The 15,234-nt window shown below is 46.3% G+C and carries 18 protein-coding genes; 9 read left to right on the forward strand and 9 right to left on the reverse strand.

Translation table 11 applies throughout. The features are described 5' to 3' along the window. Nucleotides 1-219: 219 nt before the first annotated feature. From CHA6605_RS05225 to CHA6605_RS05245, 5 genes are all read left to right on the forward strand, one after another. Nucleotides 220-1,044 carry an STM4013/SEN3800 family hydrolase gene (locus CHA6605_RS05225; protein ID WP_015158492.1) on the forward strand — a complete coding sequence of 275 codons (825 nt, stop codon included), beginning with the start codon at nucleotides 220-222 and terminating at the stop codon, nucleotides 1,042-1,044. A 268-nt stretch (nucleotides 1,045-1,312) separates the two neighbouring features. Continuing rightward, nucleotides 1,313-1,645 (forward strand): hypothetical protein, encoded by a 333-nt coding sequence (locus CHA6605_RS05230; RefSeq protein ID WP_015158493.1) that lies wholly within the window; start codon nucleotides 1,313-1,315, stop codon nucleotides 1,643-1,645. Next, nucleotides 1,635-2,105: a hypothetical protein gene (locus CHA6605_RS05235; RefSeq protein ID WP_041547604.1), complete on the forward strand. Its 471-nt coding sequence runs from the start codon at nucleotides 1,635-1,637 to the stop codon at nucleotides 2,103-2,105. Before CHA6605_RS05230 ends, CHA6605_RS05235 begins: the two co-directional genes overlap by 11 nt. A gap of 26 nt (nucleotides 2,106-2,131) precedes the next feature. Next, nucleotides 2,132-3,592, forward strand: a complete 1,461-nt coding sequence (locus CHA6605_RS05240) for an STM4012 family radical SAM protein (protein ID WP_015158495.1) — start codon at nucleotides 2,132-2,134, stop codon at nucleotides 3,590-3,592. Next, complete coding sequence (locus tag CHA6605_RS05245; protein WP_015158496.1) at nucleotides 3,583-4,467, forward strand: STM4011 family radical SAM protein; 885 nt, start codon at nucleotides 3,583-3,585, stop codon at nucleotides 4,465-4,467. The genes CHA6605_RS05240 and CHA6605_RS05245 overlap by 10 nt, the downstream gene beginning before the upstream one ends. Before the next feature lie 62 nt (nucleotides 4,468-4,529). Here CHA6605_RS05245 and CHA6605_RS05250 read toward each other — a convergent pair whose 3' ends face one another. Beyond that, nucleotides 4,530-5,582: a leucine-rich repeat domain-containing protein gene (locus CHA6605_RS05250; RefSeq protein ID WP_157259824.1), complete on the reverse strand. Its 1,053-nt coding sequence runs from the start codon at nucleotides 5,580-5,582 to the stop codon at nucleotides 4,530-4,532. Between the two features lie 106 nt (nucleotides 5,583-5,688). Between CHA6605_RS05250 and CHA6605_RS05255 the strand changes: the two genes are divergently transcribed. Then, nucleotides 5,689-6,000 carry a DNA methyltransferase gene (locus CHA6605_RS05255; protein ID WP_015158498.1) on the forward strand — a complete coding sequence of 104 codons (312 nt, stop codon included), beginning with the start codon at nucleotides 5,689-5,691 and terminating at the stop codon, nucleotides 5,998-6,000. A gap of 369 nt (nucleotides 6,001-6,369) precedes the next feature. After that, entirely contained in the window at nucleotides 6,370-7,077 is a 708-nt protein-coding gene (locus CHA6605_RS05260; RefSeq protein WP_015158499.1) for an SDR family oxidoreductase, read from the forward strand. A gap of 501 nt (nucleotides 7,078-7,578) precedes the next feature. Here the strand turns inward: CHA6605_RS05260 and CHA6605_RS05265 are convergent. The 8 genes from CHA6605_RS05265 to CHA6605_RS33685 all read right to left on the reverse strand — a co-directional run bounded on the left by CHA6605_RS05265 (nucleotide 7,579) and on the right by CHA6605_RS33685 (nucleotide 13,631). Next, the gene (locus CHA6605_RS05265; RefSeq protein WP_041547607.1) at nucleotides 7,579-7,905 is read right to left on the reverse strand and encodes a hypothetical protein; all 327 of its coding nucleotides are present in this window, start codon (nucleotides 7,903-7,905) and stop codon (nucleotides 7,579-7,581) included. Between the two features lie 422 nt (nucleotides 7,906-8,327). Then, entirely contained in the window at nucleotides 8,328-9,044 is a 717-nt protein-coding gene (locus CHA6605_RS05270; protein ID WP_015158500.1) for a Uma2 family endonuclease, read from the reverse strand. A gap of 54 nt (nucleotides 9,045-9,098) precedes the next feature. Beyond that, on the reverse strand, nucleotides 9,099-9,248 hold the full coding sequence (locus tag CHA6605_RS33680) for a hypothetical protein (protein WP_015158501.1): 150 nt from the start codon (nucleotides 9,246-9,248) through the stop codon (nucleotides 9,099-9,101). Nucleotides 9,249-9,262: 14 nt separating this feature from the next. Then, on the reverse strand, nucleotides 9,263-9,868 hold the full coding sequence (locus CHA6605_RS05275; protein ID WP_232432190.1) for a hypothetical protein: 606 nt from the start codon (nucleotides 9,866-9,868) through the stop codon (nucleotides 9,263-9,265). A gap of 150 nt (nucleotides 9,869-10,018) precedes the next feature. Then, complete coding sequence (locus CHA6605_RS05280) at nucleotides 10,019-10,399, reverse strand: hypothetical protein (RefSeq protein WP_232432191.1); 381 nt, start codon at nucleotides 10,397-10,399, stop codon at nucleotides 10,019-10,021. Between the two features lie 34 nt (nucleotides 10,400-10,433). Next, nucleotides 10,434-10,673, reverse strand: a complete 240-nt coding sequence (locus tag CHA6605_RS05285; RefSeq protein WP_015158504.1) for a hypothetical protein — start codon at nucleotides 10,671-10,673, stop codon at nucleotides 10,434-10,436. Nucleotides 10,674-10,854: 181 nt separating this feature from the next. Beyond that, complete coding sequence (ppsA, locus tag CHA6605_RS05290; RefSeq protein ID WP_015158505.1) at nucleotides 10,855-13,350, reverse strand: phosphoenolpyruvate synthase; 2,496 nt, start codon at nucleotides 13,348-13,350, stop codon at nucleotides 10,855-10,857. 47 nt (nucleotides 13,351-13,397) lie between these two features. Then, the gene (locus CHA6605_RS33685) at nucleotides 13,398-13,631 is read right to left on the reverse strand and encodes a hypothetical protein (protein ID WP_157259826.1); all 234 of its coding nucleotides are present in this window, start codon (nucleotides 13,629-13,631) and stop codon (nucleotides 13,398-13,400) included. 33 nt (nucleotides 13,632-13,664) lie between these two features. Here CHA6605_RS33685 and CHA6605_RS05295 point away from each other — a divergent pair, with 33 nt between their 5' ends. Continuing rightward, nucleotides 13,665-14,279 (forward strand): sulfite oxidase-like oxidoreductase, encoded by a 615-nt coding sequence (locus CHA6605_RS05295; RefSeq protein WP_015158506.1) that lies wholly within the window; start codon nucleotides 13,665-13,667, stop codon nucleotides 14,277-14,279. 18 nt (nucleotides 14,280-14,297) lie between these two features. After that, nucleotides 14,298-15,035, forward strand: coding sequence for a ferredoxin reductase (locus tag CHA6605_RS05300; RefSeq protein WP_015158507.1), 738 nt, complete (start codon nucleotides 14,298-14,300; stop codon nucleotides 15,033-15,035). Nucleotides 15,036-15,234 lie beyond the last annotated feature (199 nt).

A 15,234-nucleotide genomic window follows, 5' to 3' on the forward strand; every position in this document is an offset into this window, starting at 1 on the left:
AGCATCGATAAATTCCTAAAATGTAAACCAAACCCGCCTAACCATACCAGCAGATATCGATCGATTATTTCCGGTACGCGATCGAGATGTATGATGATAATTTTCGATCTTATTGGGGAGGGCGGGTTTGATTTAGATTTTTAGAATTATCCGTAGGTTATCTCATAAACCCGCCCCTACAGATCCGTAATCCGCAATCCACAATCTACAATCCACAGGATGAACGTCGATCGATTAATTGGTACCCATGATTTCCTATTTATTACCCTCGACACCCTCCGGTACGATGTCGCGCAAGAATGCCTAACAAATGGATATACACCCAACTTAGCGCGATTATTACCTGGAGGTAAGTGGGAGCGCAGACACACGCCTGCAAGCTTCACCTATGCCGCTCACCAGGCATTTTTTGCAGGCTTTTTACCCACCCCAGATTTACCAGGCAAACATCCTCGGTTATTCGCCCTCAGTTTTGCAGGGAGCGAGACAACGGGCGAAAATACTTGTGTCTTTGAAACGGCAGATATTATCTCTGGATTTGCCCAGCGGGAATATCATACAATTTGTATCGGTGGGGTGGGCTTTTTTAATAAGCAAAATGCGTTAGGTAATGTGTTACCAGGGATGTTTGCCGAGAGTCACTGGGATATTAGTTTGGGTGTAACCGATCCTAATTCTACGGAAAATCAGGTCAGGTTGGCGATCGAATGTTTAGCCAAATTACCTCGATCGCAACGGGTATTTCTATTTATCAATATTTCCGCTTTACATCAGCCAAATTGTATCTTTCTGCCTGGAGAAACGATCGATTCACCGATTACTCAAGCAGCCGCATTAGCTTATGTCGATCGACATCTTCCCCCATTATTTGAGGCAATGCAACAACGCGCTCCGATAATGGGGATTATCTGCTCGGATCATGGGACTGCTTATGGGGAGGATGATTATCATGGGCATCGATTGAGTCATCCAGTGGTGTGGCATGTGCCTTATGCTGAGTTTATCTTGCCTCGGCTCGATCGATCTGAAGCTAACGCGCTTTGAATTAGAGGAATTATCTGGGCGGATTGGGGGTACTGTTTATTTATGGATCGACGCGGTTGTCTGTAATGTGCTTTAAACAGGTTTTTGGTTGTTTCGATCGTTTTATCGATCGAGGGTATGTTATACGCTGCGCTCGATCGATTTCCTTATCTGTTCTTTGCTCTAGTCTCCACAAAAATGTTCATCAAAGAACATTTTATTTTTGAATAGGTACACCCCAAGGGAAGAGAGATTGAGATTAGATTATTAGCATGAAAGGGAGAAATCTATGTTTGATATTTGGAAACATGCAAATGAAATAACAAATAACCTCGCTCAAGGTTTGTACATTTTAGAATTCCAATATGGAGGAACCAGCTTTTCAGAAATTCCAGAAACTATCGTCAAAACAGCAATCTCAGATGCTTGGCAGCTTGTTATCGAACAGGCGCAAAAAGGAAATGTTAATTTAACGGAAGAATATCTGTCATCATTCATTCGTGACAAGTTAAGGCGCGATCGCAATTGTCAAGCACGTTTGGCGATCCTTCGATCGACCGTTACATCAGATATTCAGAGATCGAATACATTAGCACTATCAATCGAGTTTTTTGATATATAGTGAGACCGAACCAACAGCCACGCTATATATGGGTGTTGACATTCGATCGAAAACCTTAACTTGTCACAGATGGTCATCATTACACAAGCTGCTTGCAAAGACGATCGGTGCGGCATCACCAGGCGTTTTTGATAATGATGGCGGTCGTGGTGAATGGACATTACTTGTAGACGTGTGTTATCAATGTTTAGAAGACGGTTTGAATAATATTTCTGGCTGCGATGCTTGGATTTTAGCGCAGCTATTTGGGGGCAATCATGTCAGAAGTATGGCGATGTCATTAGCTTGGTTGTGTATCAATGGGTTAAGGCTGCAAGACGGTTTATTCGCGATCTATCCAAGTGCAGATAGAAATGAAAGATTATCAATTGCTTTAGAAGATGCTTGGTTGGATGCAGAAGATTTGAGAGGATTCTTTGGCTATTATGAGCACGACCAAAAGCCAGAAGGTTATCGATAACCATATTTTAAACATCTAAAATATAAATGACAACACTCCAAACCCTCCTCGCTAATTCCACTTACACATCCTATTCCTACGCCTACCCCCACAAAACCGCCTATCGCCCCTTAAATCCACCAGCACATTTATCAACAGTTTGGGCGCAGGAAAATAAGTCCGCATTATTCCTCTACCTGCATATTCCCTTTTGCGAAATGCGATGTGGATTTTGCAACTTATTTACCCAAACAAATGCAGGCAAAGATTTAGTCAGCGAGTATTTAAAAACCCTCACCAGAGAAGCCACACAAGTAAAAGCCGCCTTGGGTGACTCCCAATTTGCACGGATGGCGATCGGCGGTGGCACGCCAACGTTTCTAAATGTGCCAGAATTAGAACGGGTATTCGATCTGGCGGCGGATATTATGGGTGCAAATCTCCACCAGATCCCGATCTCGGTAGAAGTATCGCCCCAAACAGCTACTACTGAGAAGTTAACATTATTAAAGCAGCGCGGTGTCGATCGAGTTAGTATCGGCATTCAGAGTTTTATCCCCGCCGAAACCGCCGCAGCAGGCAGACCTCAAACGCTGGATAATGTCTATGCTGCCCTAGATCGGATTCATTCTGTCGGTTTTCCCACCCTGAATTTAGATCTAATTTACGGCTTACCTGGACAATCGATCGACAGTTGGTTAAAATCGCTCCAGATTGCCCTCAAATTCGCCCCAGAGGAACTCTATCTCTATCCGCTCTACATTCGACCTTTGACGGGTTTAGAACGCTCTCGCCGCGAATGGAACGACGAACGCCGCGATTATTATCGTCACGCTCGCGATTTCTTATTAGCCTCCGGTTACGAGCAAGTCTCCATGCGCATGTTTCGCTCTCGTCATGCGCCAAACCTCGATGCTCCGGTTTATTGCTGTCAGGCAGATGGCATGGTAGGTTTAGGCTGTGGCGCGCGATCGTACACATCATCTTTGCACTATTCGAGTGAATATGCCGTCGGAATGACGGGAATTCAAGAAATTATCGCCAATTATACCAAGCAAGAAGACGATTCTCCAGGTGAGACGCTCCGCGAACGGTTTAACTGGGTTAATTATGGTTATCAACTTGACTTAGACGATCGCCAACGCCGATTTCTGATTCAATCTTTATTGCAGTCGGAAGGCTTGGATCTCAATGATTATCAACAAACCTTCCACACCGATGCGCTAACAGATTTCCCACAGCTCAACGATTTATTAACCCTAGAACTAGCAACGTGGGAAGTGGGAGAGGGGGAGACGGGAAGCAATCCAAAATCATCTATCAATCCGCCACCCAAAATCCCGCTTGGTGCGCTTCCATGGTCGGGGAACCCGACCGGAGCGCATCCGCAAAATCCAAAATCCAAAATCATCCTCACCCCCGCAGGCGTAGAAGTATCCGACACCTTGGGAGTTTGGTTATATTCACCGCAAGTCAAATCATTGATGGAGGATTATCAATGGCGTTAGAATTATCAATTTTGTATCGAGGTTCGCTCTCTAGTTGTAACTATGGCTGTGAATATTGCCCCTTCGCCAAACGTACTAATACAGCCGCAGAATTAGCAACAGATAAAGCCGAACTCGATCGATTCTTTAATTGGGTAGAAGCTCGCGATCCAACCGACAAAATCGGGATATTATTTACACCATGGGGTGAAGCTCTGATTCATCGCTATTATCAATCCGCGATCGCCAGACTTTCCGATCTTCCTCAAGTCACTAAAGTCGCCATTCAAACCAATCTTGCTTGCGAGCTAGATTGGGTAAAAGATTGCAATTTAGATACCCTAGCCCTGTGGACTACTTTTCATCCCACCGAAGTCTCGATCGAGCGATTCTTACAACAATGTCAGCAACTCGATTTAGCCAAAGTTAAATATAGCGTCGGGATTGTGGGACTCAAAGAACACCAACAATCCGCACGATTATTACGTCAAGAATTAGCTCCAGATGTCTATCTCTGGGTAAATGCCTACAAACGTCAGCCGGACTATTATCACCCCGAAGATCTCGATTTATTCACCCAAATCGATCCACTATTTCCCATCAATAACCAAGTTTACGATACCTTTGGCAAACCCTGCCGCACGGGACATCAAGTAATTACGGTAGATGGAGCAGGTACGATGCGTCGCTGTCATTTTATCCCCGATTCGATCGGCAATATTTACGATCCAAATTTTGCAGCATCTTTACTCGCCAGAAATTGTCAAAACCAAGTTTGTCGTTGTCATATCGGGTACGTACATTTACCAGAATTAAATTTAGATCGAGTCTATGGCGATGGTATTTTAGAAAGAATTCCCCATCCTGAGAGTAATAGTCACTTAGTCAGCGGTTAAAACCGCCGCTGGTGATGAAAAGTCCGCCTACGCGGACTGAATATCTTATCAATTATCAATTATTAAAAAGCTCTAATTGCACCTGTACCGTTAAAATCACAGACCGCCGGACGAAGCGGACAAACCTTATTCTTCACTTTGTTTTTGGAGACGACTAAAGTCTCTAGCTTTTGTAATTTAGCTAATGGTTTAATATTAGTAATCTTATTATTATTTAGATTCAACCCTACTAACTGAGTCAGCGCGGCTATTGGTTGGATATCGACAATTTGATTATCGCTAAGATTGATTCCAGTTAGGCTTGTCAATCCAGCTAAAGGAGTCAGGTTGCTAATACGATTGAAATTGAGATTCAGGCTCTTTAAATTGGTCAAGCGAGCCAGTGGCTGGATATTAGAAATTTGATTATTATTAAGGACAATTCTCTTTAAATTGGTTAAGCCAGATAAAGCTCGAATATCGGTCACTTTACTGTTGGTAACTTCCAGTGTCGTCAAGGATTTTAGGTTAGCCAAGGGACTGAGATCGGCAATTTTGGTGTCGATAAAACTGACTTCGGTTAATTGAGTCAAATTTTTTACAGCTTTAATATCTTGAATAGAACTATACCAGAGTGTCAGCTTTTTCAAATTGGTCAGTTTCGCGATCGGTTTAATATTGACGATATTCCTACCCAGCAGTCCCAAATCATTCAAATTATTCAAACTGCCAAGGGGTTTGAGATCGGTTAGTTTATTGCTATTAATAACTAAAGCATCGAGTTGTTTCAGGTTGGCAAGGGGAGTAAGATCGGTAATATTATGACTGTATAAGCTAAGTTTGCGTAAATTGGTCAGACTGGCGATCGGTCGGAGGTCGCTAATATCGGCGGGAGTAGGACTAGAAGTCAGCAGTTCGGTACGTTGGCTGAGTTCGAGAGCGGCTGCTCGACAGTCTGGAATCTGAATTCCTTGCAATAAATAATCTACAGTTTTGCGCGTTTCTGGCGATAAAGAATTTCTTTGCTCGCACCATTGCAAAAAACTCTTCCCTGTTGGCACGTCTGCTGCCACAATTGTCGCTGTATTAGGAACTAACGCGATCGACAACAAACTCGTCAAAACTACCAATTTCATAATCAAAAAGTATCTTGTCAACCAAAATACTACCATCGATCGCTACTTTTACAATTGCAATCGTTTAAGATGTGGGATAATAGAACGAACTATTAGTACGTTTATAATGACTCTTCCGAATCCTCTGTACACCACAGACTATGGCACAGCGTATGTTGGTGATTCACTGTTACTACTCGATCGACTCGAACCTGATTCGATTGACTTGGTATTAACTTCGCCACCTTTTGCGCTGCAACGCAAAAAGACATACGGTAATGTCGAACAAGAGGATTATGTTGAATGGCTGCTGGAGTTTTGCCAAAAGGTTTATAGAGTTCTCTCTCCAACTGGTAGCTTTGTGCTCGATCTTAAAGTACGTCTTGAATCCTATCTAACGTGTATTGCCAACAGAACGAACTCAAAGTACGTTTTTTAGATAGCTAGATCGATCGAGTAGCATCGCCAATGGCGTTGTTGGCTCTTACTCAGATGGGTTATTTATTGGATTAGTTGGATGGCAAAGAGTAATAAAATATCTGCTGCGTATGAGTTTGAGTGATGGGCAATAGCAACCCTGGCTAGTTGAAGTTAACGATGGCTATGCAACGGGTAATTATGGATTGCCACCCTTATATTACGCTCAATTTTTAGCATTTCGCTGGGCAGAAATAACCGCTGCGGATGATTATAGTATCTCTATTTCGCAGGTTTTTAGTTAAGATCGAACTTAGCAGAGTTGCAATCTCCTATTTTTGTGTGACTCAGATCTGCAAATCGACTAGCTGAGGACAAAAGGATCGATCGCATGACAACTTTTTTGGTTACTGGTGCTGCTGGTGGAATCGGTTGCGAACTGTGTCGTCAAATCCAAACCGCAGGTGCAAAGGCGATCGCGGTGTGTCGCAAATCTTCGGTAGATCTCGATCGCGTTGGCGAAGCCTTTGCCTCCGCAAAAGCGTCCCCTGTGGGGAATCGATTGGGAGTGCAAGTCGAAGCTGGCATTGACATTACAGCGGATGATTCGGTTGCCGATTTAGCACGACGGTTGCAAGGCATCACCATCGACGTGCTGATTAATAATGCGGGGATGATGGAGCGAAATACGCTGGCTCGGCTCAATTTCGATAGTATCCGCCACCAGTTTGAAGTTAATGCGCTCGGCGCATTGCGGGTAACTGCGGCTTTATTGCCCAATCTCCAGGCAGGGAGTAAGATCGCACTGATTACCAGTCGGATGGGATCGATCGATGACAATACTTCAGGTGGTTCCTATGGTTATCGGATGTCCAAAGTCGCGCTCTCAATGGCTGGCAAGTCACTAGCGATCGATTTGCGATCGCGTCAGATTCCTGTCGCCATTATCCATCCAGGGCTGGTGAGTACCGCTATGACTGGCTATAATGGCATTCCCGCAGCAGAGTCTGTCCGAGGCATTTTACAGCGAATCTCCGACCTCAATCTGGCAAATTCAGGCACTTTTTGGCACGCTAATGGTGAGATTTTACCCTGGTAAGTCGATCGAAAACGACCTAGATCCGATCGAGAATCGGCACCAGTTTATGGGTGCTGTTACCTGAGAGGATGTCTGAGAACTCAATTCTGTTAAGCTCAAACTCTAGAGAATCCCCCCTAGCCCCCCTTAAAAAGGGGGGAACCAGATTCAAAGTCCCCCTTTTTAAGGGGGATTTAGCGGCGCATCGAACGGGAGCTTCCCTCCCGTTTGTGTGCGACAAGACAGGGGGATTTACCCACTGGAAACGAAGCAATTAGACTTTTCAGACATCCTCTGAATCGATCGGAGAACTTGCGATCGTCTTACTGGCGATCGAGATAATAAAGGGGGCAAATTTCTCGATCGAATGTTAGGGTTTCCCATCAACTATCTTGCCCTTTTTGTCACATTGAAAGAGCTGGCATTGTCCACCCTACTGGCGGGACTGCATCTTTACCCAATCAGGATAAAGCGCGGATAACACGATCGCCTGGGCGATCTTTTGAGTATTCTGGAATACCTTTAAGTATTCGTAGCAGTTAACCAGTTGTGTTTATGAAGATGGTTCCAAGCAGTACGAAGGTGGCTAACTTTGAAGATATTCCGTTTGCGTTCGCTCCACTCTTGAACTAACTCGATCGCTCGATCGCAGTCAATTGCCGCTTGCGGATCTTCTTTTGCGACCCAGTGGACTGTTGCCAGCATTTCCATTCCGTAGGGCGTTTCAAAGCCAACAATCAGGTTACTAACACGCTCTAAATGTGAATGAGATTCTTCACAATCCAAGAGAAATGCCTGCGCTTCTTCATCTAAAACATTCAGATCGTTGTAAAAAGAGGAGTATCCCATAATGGCATGACCATCGGTAAATGCAAACTCGATGTAACTCCTCTAGCTCTGGGCTGAGTAGGATGACTAATCGATCGCTCATAACTAGATCCAAGGCTCCGAAACATAGAATGGAGGTATGTGCGATATACCCCAACCTAGTATGCCCAAAATCTAGAGTCAAAAAACTACAATGATATTAAATACAGTTCGGTTTGCTAGCGGACTTTGCATCACTAGCGGCGGTTTCAACCGCTGATTTATTTGAAGTGCGGAATGTGGGCTAGAACATTCATCAAAACATTGGCTGCCTCACCGATAACCCGATCGTCGGCTCTGCCGAATCGACGCTTTTGCGGAGGCAAAGGCTTCGCCAACGCGAACGAATCGGGAGTTATTTGTGGGGTAACGGTTTGAAAATTACTCGATCGCGATCGTCTAGTTTAGGGTACTTCTGGCTCGATGCCTAGAGCGCGTAATTGAGCCGCCAATCGGTCAGCACGCTGACTTTCGGTATCGGCGCGTTGACTTTCGATCGTGGCTCGATCGCGATCGAGTTTGGCGCGTTCGTAAGGGGTGAGATAACGTTGGCTCCGTTCGTCGTACCAATACAACCATTCTCGTGTCAACCCATCATAACTAGCACGTTCGCTACCGATGCCTAAGCCAATTTCCGGCATCCAGAGAGGATTTGCAGTTTGCAGATCGTATTTGCCATTAATGAGTTTATAAATCTCTAGCCGCGCTTTGCGGCGGCGTTTGGGATTGTAGATAACATAATATAAAACGCCCATGCGGGCATATTCATCGAGTTTAGTCGTGTATTCCCCACCTGGACTAGTGGAGACTACCTCTAATACTAGGATCGGTGGTACTTCCTCTTCCCAGAGCGTATAGCAAGAGCGTAAATCTTCGTCAAACACGCGCTCGACATTCAGGCTCAAGAAACCATCAGGGACGATTGGCGGTCGATCGGGAGCGGTATAGATACCCATGTCGATGCCAAAGAACCAATCCATGCGCTCGTCCCACAGCATTCGTAAGATCGATTTGAGCAGGCTGGGAATGAGTTCTTGAAGTTCGTTATCCACGGGGGTATCGTCGGAGCAAGGCAGTTCGTCAGCGGTGGGTAGGTATCGCGGTAGCTCGTACTGGTACATGACAGAAGACACTCAAACAAGTGACATAGATCTATTGTATCATCCATTCTGGATTTATCTTTCTGCCTCTGGGAGGGCGATCGCTTTTTCTACGCCTTGTTTGAGACTCATTTCGATCGCGTCGTTGATTAGCAAACACGATCGATAACTAACTATCGACAAATCATCGATCGTCACCATTTGCCCATCCGTAAACTGAATCACAAGTTCTCGATCCTCTAGTAACGCTGTTTGTTCATAGCATTAAACAAAAACTTCAATAAATCAATTGCAAAACAAATTAAGCTGACTAATAATAGCCCTCCTCCAAATAATTCCATCAACGCTTTATCCATGAATAGGTAATGCAATCCAATGCCATCTGTATGTTGAATTGTAACACGAGTGTTGATATTTTCTCTATTCTGAATTTCATTTGCTGTTGACAAATGAAAGTAATAATTTGTATGTGGTTTAAATGATGGAGCTGAAAAATCGAGCCTAGTAAAACTATCGCGATCGTTACACGAATAATCTGTGCTTTCTAAAGTATTCCATGCCTTCACTGTCTCACTAGTTGATATCGTCCATCGAACGCCAAGTAATTTAATATCTTCACAATTTAGTGACGATTCTCCCGTCTTGCCAAAATATAATCTAACATTATAGTCTCTCTCTGAAGCTGATTGATTTGGTGTGAATGCTAAAGAGTAAGTTTTTCTATTTGAAATTAGAATTTCCTTACTTAAAGGTAACATTATATTTTCAGTATTTAACCATGATGCTCCGGCAATACCCGCACCGCCCAAACAGAGCAGTCCAATTATTCGTAGAATCATAGACATTGAATCATCATACTTACAGACTAGCCTCAACCTGAGCGATTTCCAAGCGGGTTTTAATTATCGAATCGATGCCTTGCTCTACTAGAAACATTTCAGACTCACGAAACAACTCGATCCAGTCGATGTGCAACGGGATTATTAGATATTACCTTATCGATCGTCGCTGCCAACTGACCCAACCTGTTTGGGACGAACTTCAAATTCAGAACGCGCACGAAAGAAACAAACATCAAACTCAAATAAGAAATTAGCTTGCCCCAAGATTAAAGGTACATTGGGTGCTTGTGTCCAAGCAAATGCAAGATTAACGGTGGGGAATGAACTGACTTGAGCGTCAATAACGACTGCGCGAGCTTCAAATCGAGCTAAGTTCCCTGCCAACAGAACTGAGAGCGTTTCATTCTCCCAAATTAAGCCCAGTTGTAACCCTAGCTCATAGGGCAAAACATTGACGCTTGCGCCTGTATCCAATAAACCTTCTGCGTTTAGGGAGCGATCGCCAAGGCTGAGTATTAAGGGCAGGTATGGCATTCTATCGACCATACCCAGGCTACTGTCAATGATTTTATAGGGAAATCTTTGAGGTTAAACCATTCTTCTCTTCTTGCTTTGTCGCTAGCAGATTCATCAAGACATTGGCAGCCTCCGAACAATTGTACGGCGACCAGACTGGATACTCTCGATCGGCAATAAAGAAGTTTGCATCTTCTTCTTTGACTAGTTCTGTTGCCAGAAACTGCATTAGCCGAAGCTTGTCAATTTTTGGGAGTTCCTGGATTTGTGACATGAGGTTAGCTAATGGCATTTGAAAATCTCCTTAGCTGAGAGTTTGTGAAAAGAAATGACCGCCCGCTCATTTTAACGTTGAAATCGCATCCACTGCTACTGGAACGCTTTTATCCGATCGCTACCATCTTGCCGCGATTACCTGACTCAAATTGCAATCGCACCTGAGTTTCATCATCTCGATAGATATTAATTGGCGTTTAGGAAAGACTAGCCTCGACCTGAGCAATTTCCAAGCGGGTTTTAATTACCGAATCGGGATTGAGACTAATTGAATCGATGCCTTGCTCGACTAAAAATCTCGCGAATTCTGGATAGTCGCTGGGGGCTTGTCCGCAGATGCCGATTTTGCGTCCGTTGGCTTTGACAGTTGAGATTGCCATTTTCACCATTGCCATGACTGCGGGATTGCGTTCGTCGAAGATGTGGGATACTAGAGCCGAATCTCGATCGAGTCCCAAGGTTAACTGCGTCAGATCGTTAGATCCGATCGAGAAACCGTCGAAGATTTGGCAAAATTCGGCGGCGAGAATGACGTTGCTGGGCACTTCGCACATCACATAGACTTCTAAGCCTTTATCCCCCTGTTGTAAGCCGTTGGCGGCCATTTCGGCCAAGACGCGGCGACCTTCATCGGGGGTGCGACAGAAGGGAATCATCGGAATGATATTCGTCAATCCCATCTCTTCGCGTACCCGTTTGAGGGCTTGGCATTCGAGGGCAAAAGCGTCGCGATAGATCGGATCGTAGTAGCGCGATGCGCCCCGCCAGCCCAGCATGGGGTTCTCTTCTTTTGGCTCGAATTGACGTCCGCCTAAGAGGTTGGCGTATTCATTGCTCTTGAAGTCCGACATCCGCACGATGACGGGGTGGGGATGGAAGGCGGCGGCGAGGGTAGCGACGCCGTGGGCGAGTTTATCGACGAAGAAGTCGGCTTTGTGAGGGTAGGAGACGGTTAGTTTGGCGATTTGGCGTTTGACATCGGCATCGATGAGGAGGTCGAAGTTGAGGAGTGCTAATGGGTGTACCTTAATCTGGTTGGCAATGATAAACTCTAACCTTGCCAAACCCACGCCATCGCAGGGAATCGCGGCTAATCCTAGAGCTTCGTCGGGGTTGCCGACATTCATCAGGATTTTGGTATGGGTGGGGGTTAACTGACTCAATTCTGTTTCGATGATTTCAAAGGGCAATAATCCCTCATAAACCTTGCCGATATCGCCTTCGGCACAGGAGATGGTAACAGCTTGTCCGGTGGCGATCGCCGTGGTAGCATCGCTACAACCGACGATCGCGGGAATGCCCATTTCTCTGGCAATAATGGCGGCGTGACAGGTACGCCCGCCTTGGTTGGTGACGATCGCGCCTGCTTTTTTCATAATCGGCTCCCAGTCTGGATCGGTGCGATTGGTGACCAATACTTCTCCCGGCTGGAATTCGGTAATTTGATGTACGTCAAAAATTACCCGTGCGGCACCTTGCCCGATTCGTTCGCCGACTGCGCTACCGATGGTGAGAGCGGGGGTAGATGGTTCGGATCCTGCTGTGAAGCGATAGCTGCGGAGAATATTGCCAGATTTTTGCGACTGGACGGTTTCGGGACGCGCTTGGACGATAAATAATTGTCCGGTTTCGCCATCCTTCGCCCACTCGATATCCATCGGCGTATATGTGCCCCGCACTGCCGAGTAATGATCCTCAATTACTACCGCCCACCGCGCTAGGGTGAGGATTTCATCATCCTCGATCGCAAATTTCGCGCGCTCGGAGTCAGGAACGCGGACGTTTTTAGTCAGTTTCGAGCCGCCCAGATCGTAAACCATTTTAATCGCTTTACTGCCCAACCGTTTGGACAGAATCGGGCGAAAACCATCGGTAAGTGTGGGTTTAAAAACGACGAATTCATCGGGATTCACGGCTCCCTGCACGACATTTTCACCCAAGCCATAGGCAGCCGAAATCGAGGCAGCATTTCTAAATCCGGTTTCTGGATCGATCGAGAACATTACTCCCGAAGCAGCTAAATCCGAGCGCACCATCTTCTGCACCCCCACGGAAAGATACACGTTTAGATGGTCGAATCCCCGCGTCGTGCGGTAAGAAATCGCTCGATCGGTAAAAATCGAGGCAAAGCATTTATGACAGGCTTCTAAGACCTGTTTGACCCCGTGGACGTTCAAATAAGTCTCTTGTTGTCCGGCAAAACTAGCATCGGGCAAGTCTTCAGCCGTCGCACTCGATCGCACGGCGACATCGGTATTGTGCTGAATGTCGGCAACTAGCTCTGGATTCCCATCTGCACTAGTGCCAGGATATCGATCGCACAGTTGAGTATATGCAGTCGCGATCGCCTGTTCTAGATCTTGCGGGAACGGCGTATTTAACATCAACGATCGTGCCTGTTCGCCTCTTTGCCGCAGGTTTTGCAAATCGTTGACGTCTAAATCGGCAAAAATTCGCTGGAGTTTGGGTTCCAATCCTGCTCGATCGATAAAATAACGATAGGCAGCAGCGGTAGTCGCAAACCCATTGGGCACATTCACCCCTTTGGAGGCGAGTTGTTGAATCATTTCGCCGAGGGAGGCATTTTTCCCGCCGACCAGATGGATATCGTCAATACCGACTTCTTCATACCACAAAATTAAGGCTTGGGTGCGATCTGTGTCTGGAACCATTTTGGCAGCGGTGTCGAGCATACTCTAGTCCTCCGATCGAGATATTCGATATATTACATTCTAGATCGCTAAGTTGAGGAACTGGTGAGATCGATCGGGACGCGGACTGACTTTGCATCACCAGCCACGACTTCCAGTCGTTGGCTCCAGCAACTTGATATATTGGCGCAAGATGTGAGGATACATTTACAGCCATAGCAGCGAACGGTCGATCGAGCTACCATGTAGATGGATAGCAAAGAATTAGTAAGTAACGCAAGCGATCGAGTGAGTAGAACGATCCGGCTGTGATAATTAGGCACCTTTTACTGATATTCTCATAACTCCAAATATTTATGGCAGAATTCATCAACAGAGGATTTGGTCGCAAACGTGAATCCTCCCGCAGCGAACGGATTCCCCCTGGGCAATACGAGACATCGGACTTTCCAGTATTGACCGCAGGCCCCACGCCGCGCATTCCGCTCTCAGATTGGACATTTGCCCTGAATGGACTGGTAGAATCCCCCATCCAGTGGACGTGGGAACAGTTCGAGGCATTGCCGCATCAGTCGTTTAAACAAGATATCCACTGTGTCACCAAGTGGTCGAAACTGGATACCAACTGGGAAGGGGTCAGTATCGACACGCTGCTAGAACACGTCAAGATTCAGCCCGAAGCCCAGTATGTGATGGCCTATTCCTACGGCAATTACACGACTAATATTCCATTAGCAGACCTACGCGACGGCAAAGCCTTCATCGGAATGCGCTTCGAGGGGCAGCCATTGGCACCCGAACACGGTGGCCCCGCGCGGCTGGTAGTGCCGCACCTGTATTTTTGGAAAAGTGCCAAGTGGATTAAAGGTCTGCGCTTCATGGCCGCTGACGAGCCGGGATTTTGGGAAGAAAATGGCTACAGCATGTACGGCGACCCTTGGCAAGAACAACGGTATCGATCGGACGATTAGCACCTTTAGCACACCCTCATGGCAAAGTTTCAGTGGCAGATTGCCCACGTAACCGAGATCGTTCAAGAGACGCCGAGCGTCAAGACATTTACGCTGCAACTGCCCCAATGGCAGCCACATCTACCCGGACAGCACTACGATATCCGGTTGACGGCTGAAGATGGCTACCAGGCGCAGCGCAGCTATTCGATCGCGTCACCGCCAGCACAGAGCGGCGAAATCGCCTTGACCGTGGAATCGATCGCGGATGGGGAAGTATCGAGTTATCTGCACGAAGGCGTGGCTGTGGGCGACTCCCTAGAGGTACGAGGGCCGATTGGTGGGTATTTCGTATGGGGACAGGAACTAGTCAAGCTCCCGCTGCTGCTCGTGGCTGGGGGTTCGGGGGTCGTGCCGCTGATGTCCATGCTGCGGCATCGCGCCGCCATCGGTGCGACCAATCCCACGACTTTACTATTTAGCGTCAGAACGGCAGCAGACGTCATTTACCGTCAGGAATTGGAGCAGCTAGCATACCAACCGATCGCACCCTTAGACCTACAATTGACATTCACTCGACAACCACCCCCTGACTGGACGGGATACCAGCGGCGAATTGACAAAGCCATGCTGACGGATGTCTTGAGCCGCTTTGCAATCCAACCGCAGTGCTTTGTCTGCGGCCCAACTCAACTGGTGGAGCAAGTTGCCAACACTCTAGTCGATCTCGGTTTGCCATCCAACATCATTCGGACAGAGCGATTTGGCCCATCGTAAATCTTACTTGAGTAGATGGTGCAATATTCGATAAGTAGTGTCAATATTCGATATTTATTTAAAGAGATAAGCTTTTAAATACATGGCTAGTCAAGAAGAGTTAGAGATTTTAATACAAAGAACTAATATAGACAAGGATTATTTTTTAGTCTTGTCTGGTTATATGATGACAAGCAAAGAAGTAGAAATTTTAATTGAA

Origin of the sequence: Chamaesiphon minutus PCC 6605, from assembly GCF_000317145.1 — a bacterium.
Classification (GTDB): Bacteria; Cyanobacteriota; Cyanobacteriia; order Cyanobacteriales; family Chamaesiphonaceae; genus Chamaesiphon; species Chamaesiphon minutus.

Excerpts from the sequence above, each read along its gene's own strand:
- CHA6605_RS05225 (WP_015158492.1), top strand. The coding sequence starts at position 220 with ATGAACGTCGATCGATTAATTGGTACCCATGATTTCCTATTTATTACC.
- CHA6605_RS05230 (WP_015158493.1), top strand. The coding sequence starts at position 1,313 with ATGTTTGATATTTGGAAACATGCAAATGAAATAACAAATAACCTCGCT.
- CHA6605_RS05240 (WP_015158495.1), top strand. The coding sequence starts at position 2,132 with ATGACAACACTCCAAACCCTCCTCGCTAATTCCACTTACACATCCTAT.
- CHA6605_RS05245 (WP_015158496.1), top strand. The coding sequence starts at position 3,583 with ATGGCGTTAGAATTATCAATTTTGTATCGAGGTTCGCTCTCTAGTTGT.
- CHA6605_RS05250 (WP_157259824.1), bottom strand. The coding sequence starts at position 5,582 with ATGAAATTGGTAGTTTTGACGAGTTTGTTGTCGATCGCGTTAGTTCCT.
- CHA6605_RS05255 (WP_015158498.1), top strand. The coding sequence starts at position 5,689 with ATGACTCTTCCGAATCCTCTGTACACCACAGACTATGGCACAGCGTAT.
- CHA6605_RS05260 (WP_015158499.1), top strand. The coding sequence starts at position 6,370 with ATGACAACTTTTTTGGTTACTGGTGCTGCTGGTGGAATCGGTTGCGAA.
- CHA6605_RS05265 (WP_041547607.1), bottom strand. The coding sequence starts at position 7,905 with ATGGGATACTCCTCTTTTTACAACGATCTGAATGTTTTAGATGAAGAA.
- CHA6605_RS05270 (WP_015158500.1), bottom strand. The coding sequence starts at position 9,044 with ATGTACCAGTACGAGCTACCGCGATACCTACCCACCGCTGACGAACTG.
- CHA6605_RS05275 (WP_232432190.1), bottom strand. The coding sequence starts at position 9,868 with ATGTCTATGATTCTACGAATAATTGGACTGCTCTGTTTGGGCGGTGCG.
- CHA6605_RS05280 (WP_232432191.1), bottom strand. The coding sequence starts at position 10,399 with ATGCCATACCTGCCCTTAATACTCAGCCTTGGCGATCGCTCCCTAAAC.
- CHA6605_RS05285 (WP_015158504.1), bottom strand. The coding sequence starts at position 10,673 with ATGCCATTAGCTAACCTCATGTCACAAATCCAGGAACTCCCAAAAATT.
- ppsA (WP_015158505.1), bottom strand. The coding sequence starts at position 13,350 with ATGCTCGACACCGCTGCCAAAATGGTTCCAGACACAGATCGCACCCAA.
- CHA6605_RS05295 (WP_015158506.1), top strand. The coding sequence starts at position 13,665 with ATGGCAGAATTCATCAACAGAGGATTTGGTCGCAAACGTGAATCCTCC.
- CHA6605_RS05300 (WP_015158507.1), top strand. The coding sequence starts at position 14,298 with ATGGCAAAGTTTCAGTGGCAGATTGCCCACGTAACCGAGATCGTTCAA.